The following is a 23400-nucleotide window of genomic DNA, read 5'->3' as shown; positions in this document are numbered from 1 at the left end:
GGCGCGCCCGTAAACTGGGGGATCGGGCCCGCCCGGCCCGCTGCCCGGGCCGACAGGCCCCCAGCCAGTCCTCGGCCGCCGGCCGGTCCTCACTCCAGGAAGTCGCCAACGTGTCGCTCACGATCGGAATCGTCGGTCTGCCGAATGTCGGCAAGTCGACCCTGTTCAACGCCCTGACCAAGAACGACGTGCTGGCGGCCAACTACCCGTTCGCCACCATCGAGCCCAACGTCGGCGTGGTCGGCGTACCGGACCCCCGCCTGGACAAGCTCGCGGAGATCTTCGGCTCGCAGAAGATCCTCCCGGCCACGGTCGACTTCGTCGACATCGCGGGCATCGTGCGGGGCGCCTCCGAGGGGGAGGGACTGGGCAACAAGTTCCTGGCGAACATCCGTGAGTCGGACGCGATCTGCCAGGTCATCCGGGCCTTCAAGGACGAGAACGTGGTCCACGTCGACGGCAAGGTCTCGCCCAAGAACGACATCGAGACGATCAACACCGAGCTGATCCTCGCCGACCTCCAGACGATCGAGAAGGTCCTCCCGCGCCTCCAGCGCGAGTCGCGCATCAAGAAGGAGGTCCTGGGCCAGGTCAAGGCGATCGAGGAGGCCCAGGCCATCCTGGAGACCGGCGAGACGCTCTTCTCGGCGGGCATCGTCCAGGGCACCGAGAAGTCCGAGCCCCTGCGCGAACTGCATCTGCTGACGACCAAGCCCTTCCTCTACGTCTTCAACGTGGACGAGGAGGAGCTGACGGACGACACCTTCAAGGACGAGCAGCGCGCCCTGGTCGCCCCCGCCGAGGCGATCTTCCTCAACGCCAAGCTGGAGTCCGACCTCGCGGAACTGGACGACGACGAGGCCCTCGAACTCCTCCAGTCGGTAGGCCAGGAAGAACCGGGCCTGGCCACCCTCGCCCACGTAGGCTTCCGCACCCTGGGCCTCCAGACCTACCTGACGGCGGGCCCCAAGGAATCCCGCGCCTGGACGATCAAACAGGGCGCCACGGCCCCCGAGGCGGCCGGCGTGATCCACACCGACTTCCAGAAGGGCTTCATCAAGGCCGAGGTCATCTCCTTCGCCGACCTGGTGGACACCGGCTCGGTCGCGGACGCCCGCGCGGCGGGCAAGGCGCGCATGGAGGGCAAGGAGTACGTGATGCAGGACGGCGACGTGGTGGAGTTCCGCTTCAATGTGTAATCGAGTGATTACTGAACGTTGATGCACTTCGTTTGACGTGCAGAGTAGGGGTCGAGCTCTCTCTTGAGCTCGACCCCTGTCGTCTCCGCACTGGCCCTAGCTGTGCCAGATTGACGGCTGAGCGCCGTACTTCTCGATGATGCGATGCATGTCAGCTCGCTTACGGTCCCAGAGCGTCTCGTGCGGATTGCGTGCTGAGTCAAGGCGAGATGGAACATCAGCCGCCGGGAGCTTCCATCGCTGGCCTCTTCGCTGGAAGACCTGATGCCGCGAGCAAGAGCCTCGCCAATCGTCCACAACCGCAGGGCTGTTGCCGGCCCCACGGTTTAGCCTTCGATCATGCGGCCGCCACTTGAACACGAGCTGCGTGAAGCGCTCGTACGTAACTTGGAGTTGATCGAGCCGGGCCTCCGGCCGGTTCAACTCAAGGAGTACCCCCTGCCCAATGCTCACGGCACCAAGGGCAGCATCGATATTTTGGCTCGAGACCGTCACCAGATGTGGGTGGTCGTCGAGCTGAAGCGGTCGCGGTCCAGCGCTCGGCAGGCCCTGCATGAAGTGAACAAGTACGCCGAGCTTCTCTGCCGGGAGAAGAACCTCGCCCCTGACCGTATCCGAGCTGTGATCGTGGCAATGCCAGATGACTGGGAGGAGTTGCTGACGGCCGTCAGCAACGCAGCGCGAGACTGGAGCCATGACCTTCGTGGCTACCGGCTCCTCCTGGATGATGGTGGTCATCCCATCGCTGCAGAGCGGGTGCAACTGCTGCCGCGCGCCTTCGAGCCTCGCATCACCCCCATTCACAACCTGTTCTTCTTCAAAACAGAGGAACAGCGGTTGCACGGCTGGAATCTCATCAGCAAGGTTGCCGCCGATCTCGGAGCGCTGGATCTACTGGCGGCGGACTTCGATCGCGTGGCGCAGAAGCAATGGATCCCTGCCCTGTTCGGCCTCTACCTGGCGGTAGGTCGCGTCGATGAGGCACGCGCATCGGTGGACCTTCTGAGCGGTTATGACGGTCCAGAACCGTTCGCCGCCGAGCATCCTGCTGAGTATTTGGCCCTCTGCGCGATCTGTAACCTCCTAGCGCGCAGCGAGATACGGGGCATGAACATGGAAGGAGCTCGGCCGGGGTTGCTGACCAACCTTGCTGACGATCCCAACTGGGCCATTCAAGGATTCCGAGGCACTGGAGCTTTCGATGACACAGCGGCTTTTGAAGACCGAGACCTATTTCGGTTTCTCTCAGGGGATGATCGAGGTGACGGTCAGGTCCTCTACACGGGGTCGGCGAGCCCGCGGGTAGCAAGCCGCTGGCAAGGGTTCCGGAGAGAGAGCCGACAGAGTTTGGCCGGCAACCCGGTGTGGGAGTCGCTGGTTGCCGGTTGGCTTGATGAGACGAGCGAGAAGGTCGGTTACGGGGATATTGGTCTGCACATCTACAACCCCTGCAACCTCCTGCAAGCGATCACCCATGGATGGCCAAGCCGATTGGAGGAGTTCCTGCCCATGGTCATGGGAGAAGCTGTATCCGATGAGGGGCAGCACAGCTCAGTGCGGGGCGCCTTGTGCTGGAACGGTCGAGGCATGTCCCTCCCTGAAGCGGTGCGGCTCGTCTATCGGGACTCTCTATTCCTGATGAGTAACATGTACGGCGGGACCATGTGGGGGCGGGACCAAGAGCTGCTGGAACTTCTCGGGCTTCAATACGTGCTCTTGGAGAAGATCGGCCCAGGCCAAGCCGAGACATCTGCAGTCGATGAGCGTCGTGTATGGGTGCGACACGAGCAGGGCGCTCGTGCCTACTCCTCACTCGCGAACCCGTCCACATACGCACAGGCGTGTGCGGACATAGCGGCGAACGGAGAGATTATCTCCGTCACGCAGTACCTCAACAAGCATTCCCGTGAGGTAGAGCTGGTAGCCAGGGAGTATCGCGCCTTCATCCATGTTGATTAGCTCCGCCGGAAAACGAGTCAGCTTCTAGCCTTCCTCTCCGGCGGGCACGGCTGTCGACGTTCCTGCCGTTAAATCAGCGAACGCGGCGCTCGACCGCCGCAAGCGGGGTGCACCGAAGTGGTGATTCACTGGTTGGCACATGCCAGCGCGTCCCAGTGCTTCGAATGTTTGCGACAGCGAGTTCAGCGGTGTGTTGGAAGCGGGACACCAAGACCTGTGCGCATCGAAGGAATCCATCCCTGATGATCCGGGCTAGCGGCCCAGGCGGAGAGCGCTTCAGGGAAGTACCTGTCCTCCAGAACCGAGGCAAGAGGTGTTCCCGCCAGACTTTCCAAAGTGCGGAGAACCTCCGGGAAGTCTGCCCGGTGTAGACGTACAGCTGTGCGCCTGGCGGCGTCGATCTTTCTGAGCTGCACCTGGTCGTGCCATCGGATGAGACCGGAGATGAACATCTCGCAGGCATCCGCGCGGCCCTTCCGCAGTTCTTCGCGGTTTAGCCCAAAGACCTCGATGCTGTGCTTACCCTTGGGCGTAAGGCATTTTAGCTTGCCCGTCCTCGGTAGTAGCTTCAGATGATCCGCAGGGTCGTCCACAGTCGGGTCGATGAGTAGGCAAGCGCCTGTTTCGGGGTCACAGGGAAACAGGTGGCGTTTCTCGTTGCTGTTGCAGTGAGAGCAGGCCAGCAGATGGTTGTCCCAGCAAAAGGTCCGAAGTGGGGTACGAGCCTTCGGCTCGAAGTGGTCGATGTCGGTTCCCTGGTTATCCAGGCAGTACATGCAACGGATGCGACCGGGGGCCATCTGCTCCAGCAGACTTTTGATGTGTCTTCTGGCAGCTCGCGCACCCTTCCACTGTGCATCGGCTGCGTTGCTTGTGGCTCCTGCGTCCTGGATCTTCTTTGTGCGGGAGTCGCAAAGCTTGGTCATCGCGTCAGTGGCAGGCAGGCGTTGGACGGGGATCATTCGTCACCTGCGAGGTGCGCCGCCATCTCATAGATCCGTGCGGTGCGGGAACTCGACAGCTTGGCTGCTAGGTCCTTGTACTCCGCGACTTCGTCGGCATTTGCTTCCTCATCGAAGACCTTCTCTTCGAGATGCACGAGCCTCTTTCGCAGGTTGTCTGCGTGCTCGGAGTACGGGGTCTCTAGGCCAAAAAGCTCGGAGAGCACGGCATCTTCGCCGCTTCCGTACACGATCCGCTGGTACAGGTCCGGTGCTACGACCTCAGGTGCACGCTGTTCCTCAGGTCCCGGCAGCCGAATTAGTCCACCTGGATCGGCGGCCTGGCAGATGTAGGGGCTGTGACTGGTAACGATGAACTGGATTCGTGGAAAGTGACACTTCAGCCAGTCGCCGATCGCCCGTTGCCAGGTGACGTGCAGATGGGCATCCACCTCGTCGATGATGACCACTCCTGGCATCCGCACGATTGGACGGCCGGTGCTGTTGGTCCCGGAATCGAGGGTCCCGTAAGCGGTCTGGAGTTGTCGGACTATGTCGAGAACCAGGGCCACGACGGTTCGGAAACCGTCGCTCATCTCCCTTAGGGGATAGGCCCGGTCTGGGGCGTCGGCCGGTGCCACCCACAGTCCTTCGGACGAGACCCGCAGTGCCCGATACTTGTTGGGCAGCAGGCCGTCGGAGAGTAGTTCCTTAACGGTGTCCAGGAGCTGCGTGGCCTCCTCGCTGCCCTCCAGACTCCGCAGCCGCAGCTCCTTGAGCCAGCTGACGCCCTCGGCGAGCGAGGCGTCCTCGTGGAAGAGCGAGGCCATCCGTCCCGCGGGTCCCGGCGAGAGCATGAGTCGTTGGGCCTCCCCGCTGCCCCCCATCAGGCGTCGGAAGGGGCCGTATGCGGCACAGAACCAGCCTTGCGGATTGTCAGACCAGGGGCCGCGCTCGGCTGACGGAGACCCGTACTTGACGCCGTCGTATGGGGATAGCGAGGGCTGTACGGCGCCGCCGAAGGTGTTGTGCTGGAGGTCGTCGGCGTTCGGTAGCGTCCAGTCCAGACCGAGCATCATGCGGCTGTCTGGTTCGCGGCCTCGGCCGGTGAGCTGGTCGACTGCGTAGTCTGGTGAGACAGCAGCCTGGCACCAGGCGGCTGTCTCATCAGTAGTGATCCAGCCGCTGAAATTTTGGGTGAGGGTACGAGCGACCCGCGGGCCGGCGAGTGCAAGGGCCAAGGCGCGCAGGAACGTGGACTTTCCGGAGCCGTTGCGTCCCGCGACTACAGTCCAACTGCCGCCATCGCCGGGCTGGGGCAGCGCGAGTGTGTCAACAGCACGGGCTCCATGGAAACCCCGGACACTGGAGAGGCCGAACTCTGTAACGTACACACAGCCCTCCTTACCGATCCTCTGTTCCCCCAGTGGGGATGGCAGTGTCAGCCTCTCATGAGCTGCTGACACTGCCATCTGCCTCGGCTCCGATGCTTCGGACAGCTCCTCGCCAAGACGCGCTCAGCCCTCTGGCAGGGCGAGATTCAGACCTCACAGTCAGCGTTCGCATGCTGGTAGCGGCCGGACGTCAGGCCAGATCGTCCGCGATGACCTCAGTCTGCTTCAGGACGCGGTCGACCGCGTCCGGCTCCTCGTCCGGCGGGTAGCCGAAGAAGTTGAGCAGCAGTTTGACCTTGGCGCGTATGCGATCCTGGGCTTGGCTCTTGACGCGCCAATCAATAGTGACGTCTCCCGCAACCTGCTCGTACAGCTTGCGGGCGATCTTGGACAGGATGTCCTGTCCCATTTCCAGGGCTTTCGGGTTGGCAGCGATGGCGTCGTAGAAGGCCATCTCGTGTTCGGACAAGCCGAGTTCGGCAGCTAGTGCGCGGGACCCGGATACCTCTTGGGCCATCTCGACGAGGAGTCTTGCCGCCTCAGCGGAGCCGATGAGGCCGTTGTGATAGCGGTTCATCACCGCTTTCATTGCTTCGGAGTACTCCTTCTGCCGTGTGAGGTTCCTCGGGTGCGCTTCCTGGATTTCGCGGGCGATGGCGTCCCGCAGGGCCTTGAGCGCCAGGTTCGGATGGCGGCTGTCCCTCAACTGCTGCACGAAGCCCGCGTCGAGGTGGGAGAGATCGGGTTTGGTTAGGCCAGCGGCGTCGTAGATGTCCACGACACCGTCCGCGGCCACCATCTCAGCGTTGAGCTGCTCGATCATGCGGCGAACATCCGCTTCGGTGGCCAGGCCGAGCTGCTGCCGATGTTCCGCGGCCAGCTTCTGATAAGTCGTACGCAGGGTCGCGAAGAAGTGGACGTCGGGCAGCAGGTCTTGCACGTCGGGATGGGTGGGACAGAGAGAGAACGCCTGGGAGAGCAGGCGGCCGAAGTGCAGGAAGCGCTGTGCCCGGGTGGGCTCGCCCGGCGGCAGAGCAGGCTCGGCGGTCTCCAGAAGGTCCAGGGCTTCACGGAGTGCTTCGCGGTGTCCGACATCCCGCAGAGCTGTGCGCCACGAGCAGTCCCGCAGTACAGCGTCGACTTTGCTGTGCATGCCGCGTACAGACTTGACCGCCTCGGCGATGTGCGCGCCGATAGTCTCCTGCTCCTGGTCAGCCTCCGAGTACGTGGCCAGCGCGTATTTGAGTTCTCTGGCTACGCCTAGGAAGTCCACCACTAGGCCGGAGGGCTTCTCGTCCCAGGTGCGGTTGACGCGCGCGATGGCCTGCATGAGGGCGGCGCCGCGCATGCGGCGATCCAGGTACATGGTGTGCAGGGGAGGGGCGTCGAAGCCTGTCAGCCACAAGGACTGAACGATGATCAACTCAAGTTCGTCCTCAGGTTTGCCGACACGGTCTTGGATCTTCTTGAGCTGAGTTGGGGTGCGCACGTAGTCTGCGATGTCGGGCGTGTCCCTGCCGGGATTGCCGGTGAAGACCACCCGGATCTTCCCGGAGCCGTCCGGGTAGAGCTCGGTCTCAGGGTCGGGAGTACCGGTCCACTCCCCGCGGCGTTCTGCCAGAGCCTGGAAGAGGCGGGCGGCGTTACGGCGTGAGGAACAGACGATCATGGCCTTGCCGGGGCTGCCCGTAAGTTTGATCATCTCCTGGCGGCGGATGTCCCAGTGGGAGAGGATCGTGTCGGCGATGGAGCCAATACGTTCGGGGGCACCGATTAGGTCCTCGAAGCGGGCGAAGATGCTGCGTGCCCGGGCTTGCTCTTCCGCAGTGAGCCCTTCGACGAGCCCTTCGGCCTTGGCGTTGAGCTCGTCCAGGTCTATCCCTGCGGGGAGATTGACCTTGTGCAGGATCGGCTCATAGAAGACGGGCACGGTCGCCCCGTCGTCGACAGCCTGTGTGAGGTCGTACGTGTGGATAGTCGGCCCGAAGACCTGGTGAGTAGAACCAGTCCGGTTGTCGATGGGGGTGCCGGTGAAGGCGATGAAAGTGGCGTTCGGGAGGGCGTCGCGGAGGTTTCGGGCGAAGCCATCCTCCAGGTCATAGTGGCTACGGTGGGCCTCGTCGACCACAACGATCACGTCACGTCGGTCTGTGATGACGGGATGCCGGACGCCGGCCTTCCGTTCCTCTTCGCTGACCCGGAACTTCTGAAGTGTTGAGAAGACGATGCCCCCGCTGTCTGCTCGGCGGGTGAGTAGCTCGCGCAACTGGCTGGCCTTGGTTGCCTTCTTCGGGCTACCGCTGACCATTTCTAGGCTCTTGCTCTGTGCGAAGGTGTCGAAGAGCTGGGAGTCCAGGTCGATGCGATCTGTGAGCAGAAGAACCGTGGGGTTTGCGACCTCGGGGATGGTGGCGGCGAGTCCTGTGTAGAAGAGCATCTCCTCGCTTTTGCCCGCTCCCTGGGTATGCCAGATGACGCCCGCCCGACCGTCAGTGGCTACGGCTGAGGCGGTGGCGGTGATCGCCTGCCTCACCGCCACATACTGGTGGGCCTTGGCAAGTTTTACGGTGTCGACCTCGCCGCCCATCCCCTCGGCGGAGAACGAGAGGAAGTTCGCAATCAGGTCGAGGAAGCGATCGGGCTCGAGTGCGCCGTGGATCATGCGGTCGAGCGCGAGGTCGTCGTTCCGCTCGTGCTTGCGAAGGAGAGTGCCGTCCTCCTCCGCATGCCAGGGGGCCATGTGCTGCCAGGGGGTATGCGGGGTGCCGAGGCGAGCGGTTATCCCGTCACTCGCGAGCGAGAGGAGCAGCGTACGAAAGACGCGGTCAAGTTTGAGTTCGCGGCGGTAGTTCTGGATCTGGTCGTATGCAGATCGGGAATCGTCCGTGCCGCCTGCTTTCTTCAATTCGATGATGGCGAGCGGGATTCCATTGACGTACAGGACGACGTCGAATATGAAGACGCGCCCTCGGGCTCCCTTGACGCGGACCTGGTTAGCAGCGACGAGATCGTTGCCGTGAGGGTTGGCGAAGTCGACAGGTCGAACAGTGACATGCCGTTCCTGCTGAGTGACGGAGCTGGTGTAGGACACCTTCACACCGGCTTTCAGGTGCTGGTAGAAGCTCCAGCTCAGGCGGACCTCGTTTGCTGGGAAGGTGTCGAGCAATCGCTCGATCGCGTCCTCCACCGCGGACGAGGGCAGTTCGGGGTGGCGCGATGTGATGGCCGCGCGTAGCCGGGGGTAGAGGACGAGGTCGTCCCACCCTTTCCGGTGTCCGTCCCGGGGGCGGAGGTCCTTACCCCGAATGTGCTGCCAGCCGCGCTCGGCGAGCTGATTGAGTGTGTGGTGCTCCCAATCCTGTTCGGACATTGCACGGCCGGCCGCCGTGCCGATCTCGATGCCTGTCTCTGTCTCCATTGCATCCGTTCCCCCGTCGGTGGTCATGCAGCATCCTCCACGATCTTTTCGGCGTCCTTAACGCGAATCTTTCCGGCGACGAGTTGAGGGAGCAAGGTGTCGCGGAGAGACGCGAGGGTGTCGTTCTCCGCCTCTGCTTGTACGAGAACTCTGAGAAGTTCCCTGGCCTCTTCGCAGAAGTGAGGAAGTTGCTCCGGTCCAGGAATGCGTGTGGGATGAGCTAGTGCGGTGTTTCGGTTAACTCCAGGTACGGCTGAGTCGCCGATTAGCGACTTGAGCCCCGCGGCGTCAAGCAGGAAATAAAGTGCCTGCATGTTGATTTCCGAGGATACTGGTTTAGCGAAGAAGGCCGTATCGATCACCCAACCCGACTTCGGCATCCATGAGACGTGGCCGGCATTGGCGCCCTTACGGCCGACCACGGGGCACTGTGATTCAGTCAACGGGGAATTATGCCAACCAACTTGCCCTGTGCATCCGAATACAGGGGATTCCCCAGGAAACCGTTTCGGCTCGGGGAGCGCCTTGCCGTAGGTGAGGACAGCAAATTCACCGACCGTGACGGCGCGGGGCTGGACTTTTGTGGCTTGCTGAAGCAAAGATCGGCCGAGCTCGATCGAATAAATTGCTAGCCTTTCATTGGCCGCAATCTTTTCGTCCAGGGCGCCGAGGACTTCGGTGACGGCCTGCTGTTCGAGTAGCGGAGGGTGCGGAACCCGTAGTGACTTAATGGTGGCCACTGGCTGGACCAGGCCAGGCACACCTACAGTTGAGACGTGGGCCAAAATGGACTCCTGGCCACGGGGTGAGCGGAACCAGTAGTAGTAGAACTCGGGAAGCGCCTGAGTGGTGTCAAGGCGAGCCTTCACCTGGCTCGTGGAAAGCGTGTATCGAGGGTAGCGAGGCGAGCGGGGAACCATCGAAACCTGACCGATTGTTCCGCGATGGGTGAATACTAGATCGCCAGGAAGTAGGTTCGCCCCTGGCATTTCGTCGGCCTTTTCGATGGACACGAAAACAAAATCATCGTCAAGGAAAATACCATTCCCCAAGTTCACGCCTCGGATCACGGGGATTCCGTGAGGCGTGTAGTCAGCCTTGGTGAATGCGGACCCGTAAGGCTTCGTGATGGCGCTCTTCTCGTCAGCGGAGAGCTCCTCGAACCGGACTGTAGGCCAATCAGGCATCGATCCTCCTGAGCTGGTCGTTTACAACCTTCGCTAGTCGCTCCGACTCCATGAACTGTTCCCGCAGCAAGATCGTAAGGCGCGCGACTTTCGCCTCTACAGGTTCCGCGTTCGTGTCGTCCGTGACTTCCGTTGTCCCTACGTAGCGCCCAGGCGTCAGTACGAAGTCGTGCTCGCGCAGCTCGTCCATTGGAACGCTGCGACAGAAGCCCGCGATATCCGCGTAGGCGGTTTCGTTCTCCACGCCCCGCCAGGAGCGAAACGTCTCCGCGATCCGCCCCAGCTCAGCGTCACTCAGCTCCCGCATCGTCCGTGTAGCCATGTAGCCGAAATCGCGCGCATCGATGAAGAGGACCTGGCCTGCTCGCTCCGCCGACACCCACGGTGACCGTGACGGCCGCTTCCCCTTCCCGTCTGCCAGGAACCACAGACATGCCGGGATTTGTGTCGACCGGAACAACTGTCCCGGCAGCGCAACCATGCACGCCACCAGGTCGTCCTCGACCATCGCTCGCCGGATGTCACCTTCGCCGCCCGACTTGCTATTCATCGAGCCGTTGGCCAGGACGATTCCGGCCCGCCCGCCGACCGCGAGCTTGCTGACCATGTGCTGGATCCAGGCGAAGTTGGCGTTGCTGGCTGGCGGGGTGCCGTACTTCCAGCGCTCGTCGCTGGCGAGTAGTTCGCCACCCCAGTCGGAGATGTTGAATGGCGGGTTGGCGAGGACCACATTGGCCTTCACGTCACCGTGCTGGTCGTTGCGGAAGGAGTCCGCGGGCTCTTCGCCCAGGTCCACCTCGATCCCGTGAATGGCGAGGTTCATCTTGGCCAGCCGCCAAGTCGTCTGGTTCCGTTCCTGACCGTAGACCGAGACGTTGAAGCGGTTGCCGCCGTGCGTCTCCACGAACTTCTCGGCCTGCACGAACATGCCGCCCGATCCGCACGCGGGGTCGAGTACCCGCTCACGTTCCTTCGGCTCCAACATCTCCACGAGCAGCCGTACCACCGAGGGCGGCGTGAAATATTCGCCTCCCTTGCGCCCCTCGGCGAGTGCGAACTGCGCGAGGAAGTACTCGTACACCTCACCCATCAGGTCCCGCGCGCCTACTCGCTTCCCGTCCAGAGAGATCTGCGACTGGAAGGTCAGCTGGTCAAGGAGTCGCACTAGTTCGGCGAGAGTGGGCTCGTCGACTCGACCGCTGTTGTACATCCTCGGGAGGGTGTCCTTCAAAGGCCGGTTGAACTTCTCAATGGTCCCCATTGCGCCGTCGATGACCTCACCGACGCTCGGCCCGTCTGCACTCACCTTGGCGTGCTTGAGTACCTCGTTCCACCGTGCTGTCGGTGGCACATAGAAGATCCCGGCCCCGGTGTACTGGAGCGGGTCCTCGACCGTCTTGCGGATCAGCTCTTCTGGGGCCGTACCCTCGAGTCCCATCCCGGCGAGCATGCCGCCGCTCCGCAGCTCCTCCTCCAGTAGCTCCCGCTTCTCCTCCATTGCGTCCGACACGTACTTCAGGAAGACCAGACCGAGTACGAAGTGCTTGTACTCGGCCGCATCCAGGCTGCCACGCAGCTTGTCGGCAGACTTCCAGAGGATGGACTTCATGTCCTCCGGCTTGGCTTGCTTTTTCTGGCGGGGTGGCACGGGAGGCTCGCTTCGTCGTGTAGCGGGGATCAGGGAGACGTCTGTCGTGGTCCAGTCTCGTACAGATCTACACCGCATCCGTCGCGTCGGTGCAAGGTCGTCACGTATGGATTCGGCCACGACCTACTTGGTCCATCCCTGCTTGTGCTCTAGCTGGCGATGCAGTTCAGGGCGGAGCGCTCCTGTGCGCAGCATCACAGATGGGGCTTGATGGTTCGCCGAAAGAGGTGAATTGGTAGTGAGTGTCTGGTCTGGCCAGGAGAGAGGAGCGACGATCTTGAGCGCTGGTCGGAGAGCAAGGAGCATGGATGGCGAGCGTCTTTCAGAGGTGCAAGGGGGACACCCGGGATCGGAACTATCCGTGCGTGCGTCCACGCTGCGGTCACGCGTGGACCGTGCGGTATCGGGAGCCAGGCGGCAGGCGAGGGCGCCAGCGAGAGAAGTCGTTTCCACGAAGGATCGGCTTGGACGGTGCGGACGCGTTCGCTGCCGTCGTGGAGAAGGATAAGAAGGCCCGCGTCTGCATCGATCCTGCGCGCGGCGCTATGTCTTTGTCGGTCTGGGCTGAGGAGTGGTTGGAGCGACGAGCCATCGGAGAGGCGACTCGCTGCAACTACGAAGGGTTCATCCGCAACCATCTCGTGCCGAGCCTTGGTCGTAAGCCCCTGGCTGGGCTGGCGCGCCGGGACTTTGAGAGGTTCGTCAAGGACATCTACCGAGGCGGTGCAGGGCTGGCTGCATCGACAGTGAACGACCGGATGGTGATGGTGGCCGCCATCATGGAGGCGGCCGTCGTGGACAAGCGCATCACGGAGAACCCGGCCCGGGGCATCCGGATCTCCCGCAGGGACGGGCTGGCGGTGGACGAGGACGAAGTTCCGACGTCAGCCGAGGTCGATCTGATCGCTGCACACATCGCGCCGCGCTTCCGCCTCACCGTCTACCTCCAGTCCGGCACAGGCCAGCGCCCCAGCGAAGCCCTGGCCTTCTCCACCGAGTGCAGGCGACCTGGCTACGTCAGGATTCGATGGCAGGTCAGTGCCAAGGCGCACCGTGAGGACTGCCAGACGCCCTTCGTGCCGCTTAAGCATCGGGTGGAGAAGGAGAGTCGAGACGTCCCAACCGCCCTGTTCGTTGAGCAGGAGATCGACGCGCACCTTCTGAAGTGGAAGTCGGTGCCGGTCGTCTTCACTGGGCAGAAGGGGAAACGGATTCGGCTTGAGACCTTCTTTGCTCCACGTCAGCCTGGCGCAGGCGTGATGCCGTCCATCGCGTCCTACGGCTACCAGTTCAAGAAGGCATGCCTCTCGGCCGGCCTGGTCGATCTGGACGGCAATGCCAAGTACACGCCTCGTAGCCTGCGGCACTTCTTCGCATCCACGGCCCTGGCCAACGGCGTGCCAATCCACGAGGTCTCGCGCTGGCTGGGGCACCGTTCGGTCAAGACGACAGCCGACATCTATGGGCATCTGCTGCCCAGCGCCTGGGATCGCTGCCGGGATGTTCTGCAGCGCGCCATGCGGCCTGCATCCCCAGACGCGACGTCCCGCCCGGCAGAGGAGGCGAGCTCGAGCGGCAGCGCCCGAGCCGCGTAGGTGTAGGAGGGGGCGTCTGGCCTGCACGGTGCTGGGATAGAACGCCCGTGCTGGGATGGTGCTGGGATGACCCCTGCAAAACGCGCGTTTCCGCAGGTGGGAGCTCTGTACTACGGATTCCGCTTCAATGTTTAATTGAAGGTTCGGTTAAGCCGTGCGCCTGTAAAGGTGCAGGTCAAGAGGGGTCTGTCCATCCGAGGCGGGCCCCTTTTGTGGCTCCGTCGAAGGTCGGTGTGCCGGTGTCGTGACGGCCGGTGAGGCGTGGGCGGGGTATTCCGCCACGGGGGAAGCGGAGGTCCGCCCACGCCGGGGAAGGGCACCAGGCCGTAGGGGCACCTCCCGCACAACAGGCTGCCCGACGGCGCTCGAGAGGCGCTGGTCGATCGGTCGTCACCCGCTGAATTCCGGGAACGTCACGGCATCGTGGCCGCCCGCGGCTCCACCGGGGTTCGAGCGGGGCTTCCTAGTGTCGCCCTGACCGCAGGAAAGGGGACGGGGATGGGATACGGACTGATGTGGCTGCTGCGCGAGTTCGGGGCCGGGGCGGCTGCCATGGGGCAGTATTTCGGGGTCGTGACACCACCTGACCACTATGGCTTCACCGCGGAATCGGGAACGGGGCTGTCGCCCGGGGAACGGGCCGAGTGGCGCGAACTGGTCCGCCGGCTGAACTCCGCCACCCAGCCCCCTCCGCGCCCTCGACGGCCTCACTGATCACCGCGGGTGCCGGAGTTGTCCTGAACTCCCGGCTTTCCGGGGCCGCCGGGTCCACCCGGCCCGCCGGGGGCCCCGGGCCCGCCGGGTCTCTCCAGGGATATGTCCTTCAGGAGCAGCGACAGGGCGAAGCCGGCCAGCAGGACGGGTACGGCCGCGAGGAACACGGTGGACAGGGCGTCGCTGTATACCTCGGCGATCTCGGCGAGGGTGTTCCGGGAGAGGCTGCCCGGGGCCGAAGGGTCCCACGTGCCGTTGACGATGTGGTCGGCGGTGGCGGCGGGGAGGCGGTCGGGGGCCTCGGTGGCCAGACGGGCGTTGAGGACGGAGCCGAAGACGGTGACGCCGAAGGCCGTGCCGAGGTTGCGGGCCAGGCCGACCGTGGAGGTGCTGACGCCGATCCGGGCGCGGGGCGCGGTGGACTGGGCGACGAGTGTGGTGACCTGGGAGGAGAGGCCGACGCCCACGCCCATCACGGCGAGGAGCGCGGCCACGGCGGCGGTGCCGGTGTCCTCGGAGGTCGCCGCCATGAGGGCGGCGGCGACGGCGGCCAGGGCGGTGCTCACCACGGGGAACCACTTGTAGCGTCCGGTCCTGCCGATGATCTGTCCCGCCACGACGGTGGCGAGGGCCATACCGATCATCGCGGGCAGGAAGAGGAGGCCGGTGTCGGTCGCGCTGACGCCTTCGACCGCCTGGAACAGCAGCGGTACAAAGGCGACACAGCCGAAGAAGGCGAAGCTGACGGCGAAGGCGACCACCACGCAGATCGTGAACGTACGGTCGGCGAACAGTTCGAGGGGGACCACGGGCTCGGGCGCCGAGCGCTCGTGACGCAGCCACACCACGGCCAGCAGCACGGCCCCGGCCCCGAGGCCCAGGACCAGCGGATCCCCCCAGCCCTCGCGGCCGGCCCGGTCCGTGCCCAGGACGAGGCAGGCGATGAGCGCGGTCAGCAGGGCCGTGCCCAGGCGGTCGATGCGCGGGCGGGCGCCGGAGCGTGGGGCCGCCGGGAGCAGCGCGCGGATACCGGCGAGGGCGAGCAGGCCGAGCGGCAGGTTGACGTAGAAGATCCAGCGCCAGTCGAGCTGGTCGGTCAGGACACCGCCGGCGAGAGGGCCCGCGAGGTTGGCGACGACCATGACGCCGGCGAACCAGCCCTGGTACTTGGCCCGTTGACGGGGCGGCATCAGGTCGCCGAGTACGGAGAAGGCGCTCACCTGGAGTCCGCCGCCGCCGAGTCCCTGCAGCGCCCGGAAGGCGATGAGCTGCTCCATCGAACCGGCGGCGCCGCAGGCCGCCGACCCGATCAGGAAGATCACGATCGCGGCGAGATAGACCGCGCGCCGGCCGAGGAGATCGCCCAGCTTTCCGTATATCGGCATGGCCACGCTGAACGTGAGCATGTACGCCGTGGTGGTCCAGGCGTACAGGTCGAGAGCACCCAACTCGCCGGTCAGGCTCGGCGCGGCGGTAGCGGTGATCGACTGGTCGATCATCGACATCGCGCTGGTCAGCAGCAAGGTGGCGAGCAGGAGCGGAAAGTGGGGTGGCAGCGGGTGCGGGGATGGATCCGCGGTGGCGCCCCCCGGGGTGCGCGCCGGGCCGGCTTCGGCCATCACTCCTCCATGGTGGGTAGGAAATGGGTGCGGGTCGGTGTGCGGGAACCGCAGAAAAAAAGGACTTTCGCAAGTGTATGACATTGGCATATAAATGTCTTGTGTGTGGGACCTTTTGCCCGCAAGGAGGGGGTGCCGGGCGCAGGTTCGCGAGCCGGTCAAGGACCGCTCAAGCGGTCGTCAAGCGGGCGCGGGTCGGATAAGCGACACATCACGACGCTTTCAGCACCGACGAAGTGCATCAGACCGAGAGAACGATGCAAGTCAAACGGGAGGGTCAGTGCTCGAAATAGGTCTGCTCGGAACGCTTCAAGTCGTCCACCGGGGCGTGCATGTCACGCCCTCCGCACCCAAGGTCCGGCAGGTACTGGCCTTGCTGGCCCTGCGGGCCAACGCCACGGTCCCGCTCCATCAACTCGTGCAGGAGCTGTGGGAGGAGCACCCGCCGTCCAGCGCGGCGACCACTCTCCAGACGTACATCTACCAGCTGCGCAAGCTGCCCGGACTCTCCGACCAGCAGTCCGCTTCCCGCGGCGCGGGCCACGCGCTGGTGACCACGCCCGGCGGCTACCAGCTCTCCGTACCGCACGGCTGCCTGGACATCCAGGAGTTCGGTGAACTCGCGGATCGTGGCAGGGCCGCCATCGAGAAGGGCGGCATGGCCGAGGGTGCCGACCTGTTACAGCGGGCCCTCTCCGTGTGGCGGGGGCCCGCTCTCGGCGATCTGACCCTCGGCCCGGTCATCGGCATCGACGCCATCAGACTGGAGGAACGGCGCTACGAGGTCCTGGAGCAGCGCATCGACGCCGATCTGCTGCTCGGCCGCCACCACCAGCTGATCAGCGAACTGACCGCGCTGGCCGCCGACAACCTCACCCGGGAGGCCCTGCACGCCAAGCTGATGCTCTCGCTGCACCGGGCGGGCCGAAGACCTGAGGCGCTGGAGGTGTTCCAGCGGCTGCGCGCCGTCCTCGCACGCGAACTCGGTCTCGAACCCTGCTCGGAACTGCAGCGGTTGCACCAGCAGGTGCTGGCCGGGGACAGCCGGCTCGACCTGCCGGAAGGGCCGGTCACCGTGCACCCGGCACCGGGTGGCGAACCGCCCGTGACCCTGCCCGCCGACGTCCCGCTGAGCGGCAGAGGAACGGAGTGCGACCAGGTCCGCGAGGCGCTCACCGAATACGGCGACAGCCAGGGCCCGATGTGTGTGGCGGTCGGGGGCCCGCCCGGCGCGGGCAGCACCGCGGTGGCCGTTGCGGTCGCCCACCGGCTCGGAGACGTCTTCACCGACGGGCGGCTGTACGTCTCCTTCGGCGAACCGGCCGCGTCCCGGCCGGTCGAGGACGTGCTCGCCGATCTGCTCACCGCCGTGGGACACCGGCGCACCGACCTGCCGGAGGGGCGGGCCGAACGTGCCCGGCTGCTGCGCGCCTGGACGGCGGGCCGCCGGGTGCTGCTGGTGGTCGACGATGTGACGGCGAGCCACCAGATCACCGACCTGCTGCCCGCGGACGTCGGCTCCGCTCTCCTCGTGGTCGGGCTGCGCCGGCTGGCCAGCAGCCAGATCCGGACCCGTGTGGACATCGGCCCGCTGCGCGCGGAGGACGCGGCGGACCTGTGTCTCACCACCCTGGGGCGGGGTCTGCAGCCGGCCGACGAACCCGGGCTGTGGATGCTGCTCGACCTGTGCGATCACCTGCCGGGGCCGGTGATCGAGGCGGTCAACCTGCTGGCCCTGCGTCCGCACTGGACGGTGTGGCGGCTCATCGACTGGATGAAACGCGAGCGGCAGCGGACGGCCCCGGCCCAGCGCACCCACCCGTGCGACCATCTGGTCCGCCGCAGCGGCTGCTTGGCCCCCGCTCTGCGTGAGGTGCTCGCCAAGCTCGCCGCGGGGTCGCAGATGGTGGTGACGGTGGAGAAGGTCGCCTCGGCGCTGGGGCGCAGCACCATCGAGGCGGAGGAGGAACTGGAGGAACTCGTCGAACTCTTCCTGCTGAATGTGGAGCTGTCCGTCGACGGTCCCCCCACCGAGGCCTTCTTCCGGTACCGGATTCCGCAACTGTTGCGGACCGCTCTGCAGGTGACGCCCGTCTACGCCTGACGGACCCACGCACGGACGGTGCCCCTCCGAGAGGCGCGCCGGGTGGCTCCCGGGACCGATCCGGTGCCACCCGGCGCGCTCTCCTGTGGGTCGTCGCAGCTCGAAGGTTGCGGGTTGCGGGTTGCAGGTCGCGGCTCGCAGGTCACAGGTCACAGGTCCAGGATGTCGCCGTGCTCCCGGAGCCAGCTGTTGACCTGGACCACCATCTCCACGTTCATCCGGTGCAGCCAGTCCTGGGCGGCTGCCTTGCCTTCCGGGGTGATGACCGCGCGGGCCGCCTCCAGGTCGAGCAGTGGTCGTACCGGCGCCGCCGGATCGGCCAGCACCTCCGCGAACTCCTCGTGCAGCGCCTTGGTGTAGGTGGCGTCCTGGCTCACCGGGAAGGGGGCTTTGGGCCGCTCCAGCACCTGCTCGGGCAGCAGGTCCGCGGCCGCGGCCCGCAGCAGGCTCTTCTCCCGGCCGTCGAAGGTCTTCAACCGCCAGGGGATGTCGTACGCGTACTGCACGAGGCGGTGGTCGCAGAAGGGCACCCGTACCTCCAGACCGGAGATCATGCTGAGCCGGTCGTTGCGCTCCAGCAGCCGGGGCAGCCAGTGCGTGAGGTGGAGGTGGCAGACCTCGCGGGCGCGACGCTCCTCGGGGTCCTCGCCGGGCAGTCGGGGGATGCCGGCCATGGCCTGCGCGTACCGCTCGGCGTAATACGTGCCCATGTCCAGGCGGGACGTGAAGGCGGGGGAGAGCAGCCCCTGTCCCAGGCCCGCGCGGGTGCCGGGGTGCCACTGCTCGAAGGCGACCCACGGGAACTGCTCCTCGTGTGCCAGATCGGGAATGTGCACCCAGCTGTACCCGCCGAAGATCTCGTCGGCGCTCTCGCCCGTCAGGGCCACCTTGGAATGTCCGCTCGCGCCGGCGAACGCCTGGTAGGTGGAGGTGTCCATGTCGCCGAAGGGGGCGGGTATGTCCTGGGCGCGCAGCACGGCGCGGCGGGCGGCGGGGGCGATGAGGTCCGCCGTGGTGAGCTCGATCTCCGTATGGTCGGCGCCGATGTGCTCGGCGACCGCGCGTGCGTAGGGCGCGTCGGGAGCGCTGCGTACCAGGTCCGGCTGGAAGTTGTCGCTGTAGCCGCTGTAGGTGACGGTGGTGGTGCGCACCCGGGTGCCGTGCTCCGCCCGGAGAGCCCGGGCGGCGAGCGCGGCGACGGTGCTGGAGTCGAGCCCGCCGGAGAGCAGCACGCTCAGCGGCACGTCGGAGACCAGCTCGCGGGAGACGCTGCTTTCGAGCAGCTCGCGCACGGTACGGACCGTGGTGTCGAGGTCGTCCTGGTGCGGGTGGGCCGCCAGTTGCCAGTAGCGGCGCAGGACCGCGCCGTTCTCGCCGTAGACGAGGGTGTGGCCCGGAGGCAGGTCCCGGATGGCGCGGTAGACGCTCTCGCCGGGCGCGCGGGCCATGGAGAACAGCACCCGCAGACCGTCGAGGTCGACGGTGGGCCGGACGGCCGGGTGGGCCAGGAGGGTCTTGGGCTCGGAGGCGAAGACGAGGCCGTCGGCGGTGAGCGCGTAGAAGAGCGGCTTGATGCCGAAGCGGTCCCGGGCGAGGAACAGGGTGCGGCGGCGCGGGTCCCGGACGGCGAAGGCGAACATGCCCTCCAGATGCTCCACACACCGCTCGCCCCACTCCAGATAGGCGTGGAGCACCACCTCGGTGTCGCCGCGGGTGGTGAACCGGTGCCCCCGGCCGGTCAGTTCGGCGCGCAGCTCGCGGAAGTTGTACACCTCGCCGTTGTAGGCGAGCACCGCGAGCGGCGGTTCCGTGCCTGCCGGGGCGTCGGGGCGCTGTGCGGTCATGGGCTGGTGGCCGCCGGGGACGTCGATGACGGCCAGCCGGGTGTGGACGAGCGTGGCCTGCCCGTCCTGCCACACACCCCGGTCGTCCGGGCCCCGGCAGGACATGGTCCGCGCCATGGCCTCCGGGAGCCCGGGACCTTCTCGGGGTCCGCCCTCGCGGACGACCCAGCCTGCGATGCCGCACATGGGAAATCCCCTTCCGTGTCCGGTGAGTTGCCTGGACGGCAACCGTCGTCCTGAGCGCTCGAAACGGCGTGGAGGAGCGATGGAACGGAGGTCACGTCCGTACGGATCCGCCACGGAAAGCGGGAGTCCGGCGGAAGGCGGGGATGAGGAACGCCCCGACCGTGAGGTGCAGCAGAACCAGCGTGACCCGGTTGCCGGCGGAGAGTCCCTCGGCGAACAGCGGGGCGAACAGGGACAGCAGGACCACCGCGGCCGCGAGGACGGTCCATGTGGTGCGCGCGCGGCCGGGTGCGAAGCGCTCCAGCAGCGCGAGCAGACCCCAGCCGAGGAGGGAGACGACAGGGACCGCGACGATCACGGCGGGTAACGGCAGCTCGCTGGTGGAGGTGGAACCCGGGCCGTCCGGGATCCGCAGGTCCAGGTCGAACAGGCCGTGGGCGACGAGCCAGATCAGGGCGTCGGCGAGCACCGCGCCGACGACGGCGAGCGCGCGGACGCGCATCGGGTTCGCGGTGCGGCCGGCGGTGTTGGCCGGGTTGGCAGGGGGTGTGGGCATCCGGTCCTCCTCAGGGAGCGGGTGGCGGTCGATCGTGGATTATTGCGCGGAGCATATATGTGAGAATAGCATACGACTGCCCGGAGTCCAGTAATGCCTGTTCCAGATGTATGCGGGTAACCTCGGATCCGTGAACGCCGCCGAGAAGCCCGAAGCCGTGAAGACGCCCCCTGCCGAGGTGCTGACCGCCGTCGAAAGGGCGTTGATACGAATCCGCCGACGGCAGTCCCGGCGCACGCTGGCGCGGCCTGTGGTGCAAGGCATGTCCGAGCCGGTCGACCTCAGCACGCTCGCCGTGGTCGACGCGGTCGACGAAGGCAACGGCGAGGGCAGCAAGGACGTGACGGTGGGCTTCGTCGCGGACCGGCTCGCCATCGACCCGTCCCGGGCCAGCCGGATCATCGCCGACGCGGTCCGCACCGGCTTCGTGCGCCGCGTCGCCTCCCAGGAGGACGGCCGGCGAAGCTGCCTGGAACTCACCCCGGCCGGCCGTGACGCGGTGGACGCCGCCCACAGCACCCGCCAGGCGTTCTACGCCACCGTCCTGGAGCGCTGGAACCCCGACGAGCAGAAGGAGTTCGCCCGGCTGCTCACCAAGTTCGTGCACTCCCTGGACGGTGCCGCCGACGGCTGACCGCCCTTCGAGCGAGCTTCGAGACCACCCGACGACGCTGACGGTGCCAGTGCCAGGACCGGCACCGGATCCCCGCATCTACGGCGCGTCGTGATCCCGCTGCTTGCTTGCAGGGACGTCCGCGCCCGTTCCAGAAGGAGGCGCGACGGTGAGCACGACCGACCGGACCACAGGGCCACAGGCCCCGAAGGCACGAAGTGACCGTTACCCGCCCCCCACCGAAGCGACGGCCACCACGTCCCCGGCCCGGCGCGGCCCCGCCCGGGGAGCCGCCGAGGCCCCGCCCGTCCGGCCCCCGGCCGCCGTCGGCTGGGCCTACGCCATGGTGATCGTGGCGACCACCGCCGCGATCGCCAGCAACGTCTTCGAGATCAGACACCAGATCGAGACGAACGCGGCAGGCGCCGCCACCACCGGCGACCTGGCGCTGACCACCGCCTTCTGCGCGCTGTTCGGCTTCTTCGCCGAGATGCTGCGGGCAGGCCGCCAGTGGGGACGCGTGCTGCTGACGATCTTCACCTCCCTGGGCCTGCTCTTCACCGGCCTCGGCCTCGCCCAGCTCGGCGGCCGGCCGCTGGTCGGCCCGCTCCAGGCGAGCCTCGCCGTCGCCAGCCTGATCCCCTCCGTCATCGGCCTGGTGCTGCTGTACGTGCCCTCCGTGAACCGCTGGATGGCCACGGTCCGCACCGGAAGCCGCACCATATCGCCGCGCATGCGCAAGGCGGTCCTCACCGTGCACGTGGCCGTCTCGGTGGGCTGGCTGGGCCTGGTGACCGGGATGTTCGCCATGTCGGTGGCCGGTGCCACCACCCACGACGCCGCGCAGCAGGCCGCGATGTACCGCACCATGTCGCTGCTCGACGAGATCTTCCTCGGCATGACCAGCATGTTCGCGCTCATCAGCGGGATCGTGGTGAGCGCGGGCACCAAGTGGAGTCTGCTGCGGCGCACCTGGGTGGCCACGAAGTTCTTCCTCACGATGTGTGTGATGGTCCTCGGCTTCTCCGTGATCCACCCGCTGATCCTGAAGGCCAACACCCTGGTCGACGAAGGCGCCCCCGTCCGCGGCGGCGAACTGGACGATGTCGGCTGGATGATGAGCGGCGCCGCGCTCGTCGCGCTGCTCTCCCTGATCCTCATGACAGCCGTCTCGACCTACAAACCCTGGGGCCTGACCCGCTGGGGCCGCGCCGCCGCGGGCACCCGCACCCGTCCCGTCCGCTCGCCCGTACCGGAAGGACAGTCATGACAGCGATTCAGGACACCCAGGTCCTGCGGCACAGCCGTCTCCTCGCGGTCGGCGTGTACCGCCCCCGGCGGTCGGTACCCAACAGCGAGATCGCCGAACGGACCGGGCTCGACCCGGACTGGATCGAACGCCGCTCGGGCATCCGCTCCCGCCGCTACGCCGCACCCGGGGAGACCCTGCCCGGCATGGCGACGGCGGCGGCCGAGAAGGCGCTGGCCGCCGCCGGTATCGGGGCCGACCGGCTCGGCACGGTCATCGTGGCCACCATCACCTCGATGGAGCAGATGCCCGCCGTCGCCGTGGAGGTCGCCCACCGGCTGGGCGCCGGACAGGCCGCGGCCTTCGACCTCTCCGCCGCCTGCGCCGGCTTCTGCCACGCGGTCGCCCTCGCCTCCGACCTGGTACGGCTCGGCCGCTCGGAGTACGTGCTGGTCATCGGCGCCGAACGGATGACGGACATCCTCGACCACCACGACCGCGACACCGCCTTCCTGTTCGCCGACGGCGCGGGCGCCGTCGTGGTCGGCCCCTCCGACGAGCCGGGCATCGGCCCCGTCGTCTGGCAGGCCGACGGCTCGCGCAACGCGGCGCTGAGGATGACCGCCCCCTGGCACGACGGCGACGGCGACCGGCCCGACGACAGGCCCGCCATCACCATGTCCGGCTGGAAGGTCTACCGGTGGGCCACCGAGCAACTCGTGCCCGCCACCCGGAGGATGCTGGAGTCGGCCGGCGTCACCACGGACCAGCTCGACGCGTTCATCCCGCACCAGGCCAACATGCTCATCACCGACCACGTCGTGGGCGAGCTGGGCCTGACCGAACGCACCGCCGTCGCCCGGGACATCGTCGGCAGCGGCAACAGCTCCGCCGCCTCCATCCCGCTCGCCATGGAGGAACTCCTCTCCTCCGGCCGGGCCCCCTCCGGCGGCCTCGCCCTCCTGGTCGGCTTCGGCGCCGGCCTGGTCTACGCGGGACAGGTCGTACGGCTCCCCTGACCCGCGGCCCACGACAACGGGCGCCCGGCCGGTCGGCGGTCCGGGCGCCCGTTCTCCTGCCGTACGACAGCGTCCTGCGAACGTGCCGTACGAAAGGGCCTTGTGCCCTCGGCCGGGCCCGCATGACGAGGCCGCGGGGAGCCGGTGCTCCCCGC

The 23400-nt window shown here is 66.4% G+C and carries 15 protein-coding genes; 7 read left to right on the top strand and 8 right to left on the bottom strand.

Annotation, left to right across the window (positions count from 1 at the left end; genetic code table 11):
* The first annotated feature begins 110 nt into the window (after window positions 1-110).
* Both ychF and ACFTZC_RS19750 read left to right on the top strand, forming a co-directional pair.
* The gene (gene ychF / locus ACFTZC_RS19755) at window positions 111-1199 is read left to right on the top strand and encodes a redox-regulated ATPase YchF (RefSeq protein ID WP_365808084.1); all 1089 of its coding nucleotides are present in this window, start codon (window positions 111-113) and stop codon (window positions 1197-1199) included.
* Between the two features lie 339 nt (window positions 1200-1538).
* Window positions 1539-3158, top strand: coding sequence for an endonuclease NucS domain-containing protein (locus tag ACFTZC_RS19750; protein WP_382891370.1), 1620 nt, complete (start codon window positions 1539-1541; stop codon window positions 3156-3158).
* Window positions 3159-3340: 182 nt separating this feature from the next.
* On the opposite strand, the gene ACFTZC_RS19745 is transcribed toward ACFTZC_RS19750, so the two are convergent.
* The 5 genes from ACFTZC_RS19745 to ACFTZC_RS19725 all read right to left on the bottom strand — a co-directional run bounded on the left by ACFTZC_RS19745 (window position 3341) and on the right by ACFTZC_RS19725 (window position 11746).
* Window positions 3341-4084, bottom strand: a complete 744-nt coding sequence (locus ACFTZC_RS19745) for a hypothetical protein (RefSeq protein WP_382891368.1) — start codon at window positions 4082-4084, stop codon at window positions 3341-3343.
* Window positions 4085-4116: 32 nt separating this feature from the next.
* Entirely contained in the window at window positions 4117-5178 is a 1062-nt protein-coding gene (locus ACFTZC_RS19740; protein ID WP_382891366.1) for an AAA family ATPase, read from the bottom strand.
* 505 nt (window positions 5179-5683) lie between these two features.
* On the bottom strand, window positions 5684-8938 hold the full coding sequence (locus tag ACFTZC_RS19735) for a type I restriction endonuclease subunit R (RefSeq protein ID WP_382891364.1): 3255 nt from the start codon (window positions 8936-8938) through the stop codon (window positions 5684-5686).
* Entirely contained in the window at window positions 8935-10098 is a 1164-nt protein-coding gene (locus ACFTZC_RS19730) for a restriction endonuclease subunit S (protein WP_382891362.1), read from the bottom strand. The genes ACFTZC_RS19735 and ACFTZC_RS19730 overlap by 4 nt, the downstream gene beginning before the upstream one ends.
* Window positions 10091-11746 (bottom strand): type I restriction-modification system subunit M, encoded by a 1656-nt coding sequence (locus ACFTZC_RS19725; RefSeq protein ID WP_382891394.1) that lies wholly within the window; start codon window positions 11744-11746, stop codon window positions 10091-10093. Before ACFTZC_RS19725 ends, ACFTZC_RS19730 begins: the two co-directional genes overlap by 8 nt.
* Before the next feature lie 464 nt (window positions 11747-12210).
* Here ACFTZC_RS19725 and ACFTZC_RS19720 point away from each other — a divergent pair, with 464 nt between their 5' ends.
* A complete protein-coding gene (locus ACFTZC_RS19720; RefSeq protein WP_382891360.1) occupies window positions 12211-13341 on the top strand; it encodes a tyrosine-type recombinase/integrase in 1131 nt (376 codons plus the stop codon).
* Window positions 13342-14048: 707 nt separating this feature from the next.
* Here ACFTZC_RS19720 and ACFTZC_RS19715 read toward each other — a convergent pair.
* Window positions 14049-15674, bottom strand: a complete 1626-nt coding sequence (locus ACFTZC_RS19715) for an MDR family MFS transporter (RefSeq protein ID WP_382891358.1) — start codon at window positions 15672-15674, stop codon at window positions 14049-14051.
* A 280-nt stretch (window positions 15675-15954) separates the two neighbouring features.
* On the opposite strand from ACFTZC_RS19715, the gene ACFTZC_RS19710 reads away from it, so the two are divergent.
* On the top strand, window positions 15955-17778 hold the full coding sequence (locus ACFTZC_RS19710) for a BTAD domain-containing putative transcriptional regulator (RefSeq protein ID WP_382891356.1): 1824 nt from the start codon (window positions 15955-15957) through the stop codon (window positions 17776-17778).
* A 149-nt stretch (window positions 17779-17927) separates the two neighbouring features.
* Here ACFTZC_RS19710 and asnB read toward each other — a convergent pair whose 3' ends face one another.
* Together asnB and ACFTZC_RS19700 are read right to left on the bottom strand one after the other, a co-directional pair.
* Window positions 17928-19808, bottom strand: coding sequence for an asparagine synthase (glutamine-hydrolyzing) (gene asnB, locus ACFTZC_RS19705; protein ID WP_382891354.1), 1881 nt, complete (start codon window positions 19806-19808; stop codon window positions 17928-17930).
* A gap of 91 nt (window positions 19809-19899) precedes the next feature.
* On the bottom strand, window positions 19900-20364 hold the full coding sequence (locus tag ACFTZC_RS19700; protein WP_382891351.1) for a DUF6069 family protein: 465 nt from the start codon (window positions 20362-20364) through the stop codon (window positions 19900-19902).
* A 130-nt stretch (window positions 20365-20494) separates the two neighbouring features.
* Between ACFTZC_RS19700 and ACFTZC_RS19695 the strand changes: the two genes are divergently transcribed.
* The 3 genes from ACFTZC_RS19695 to ACFTZC_RS19685 all read left to right on the top strand — a co-directional run bounded on the left by ACFTZC_RS19695 (window position 20495) and on the right by ACFTZC_RS19685 (window position 23245).
* Window positions 20495-20998, top strand: a complete 504-nt coding sequence (locus tag ACFTZC_RS19695) for a MarR family winged helix-turn-helix transcriptional regulator (RefSeq protein WP_382891349.1) — start codon at window positions 20495-20497, stop codon at window positions 20996-20998.
* A gap of 148 nt (window positions 20999-21146) precedes the next feature.
* A complete protein-coding gene (locus tag ACFTZC_RS19690; protein WP_382891347.1) occupies window positions 21147-22247 on the top strand; it encodes a hypothetical protein in 1101 nt (366 codons plus the stop codon).
* A complete protein-coding gene (locus ACFTZC_RS19685; protein ID WP_382891345.1) occupies window positions 22244-23245 on the top strand; it encodes a beta-ketoacyl-ACP synthase 3 in 1002 nt (333 codons plus the stop codon). Before ACFTZC_RS19690 ends, ACFTZC_RS19685 begins: the two co-directional genes overlap by 4 nt.
* Window positions 23246-23400 lie beyond the last annotated feature (155 nt).

Origin of the sequence: Streptomyces sp. NPDC056987 (assembly GCF_042673865.1) — a bacterium.
Taxonomy (GTDB): Bacteria; Actinomycetota; Actinomycetes; order Streptomycetales; family Streptomycetaceae; genus Streptomyces.
This window is presented reverse-complemented; position numbering and strand designations above follow the sequence as displayed.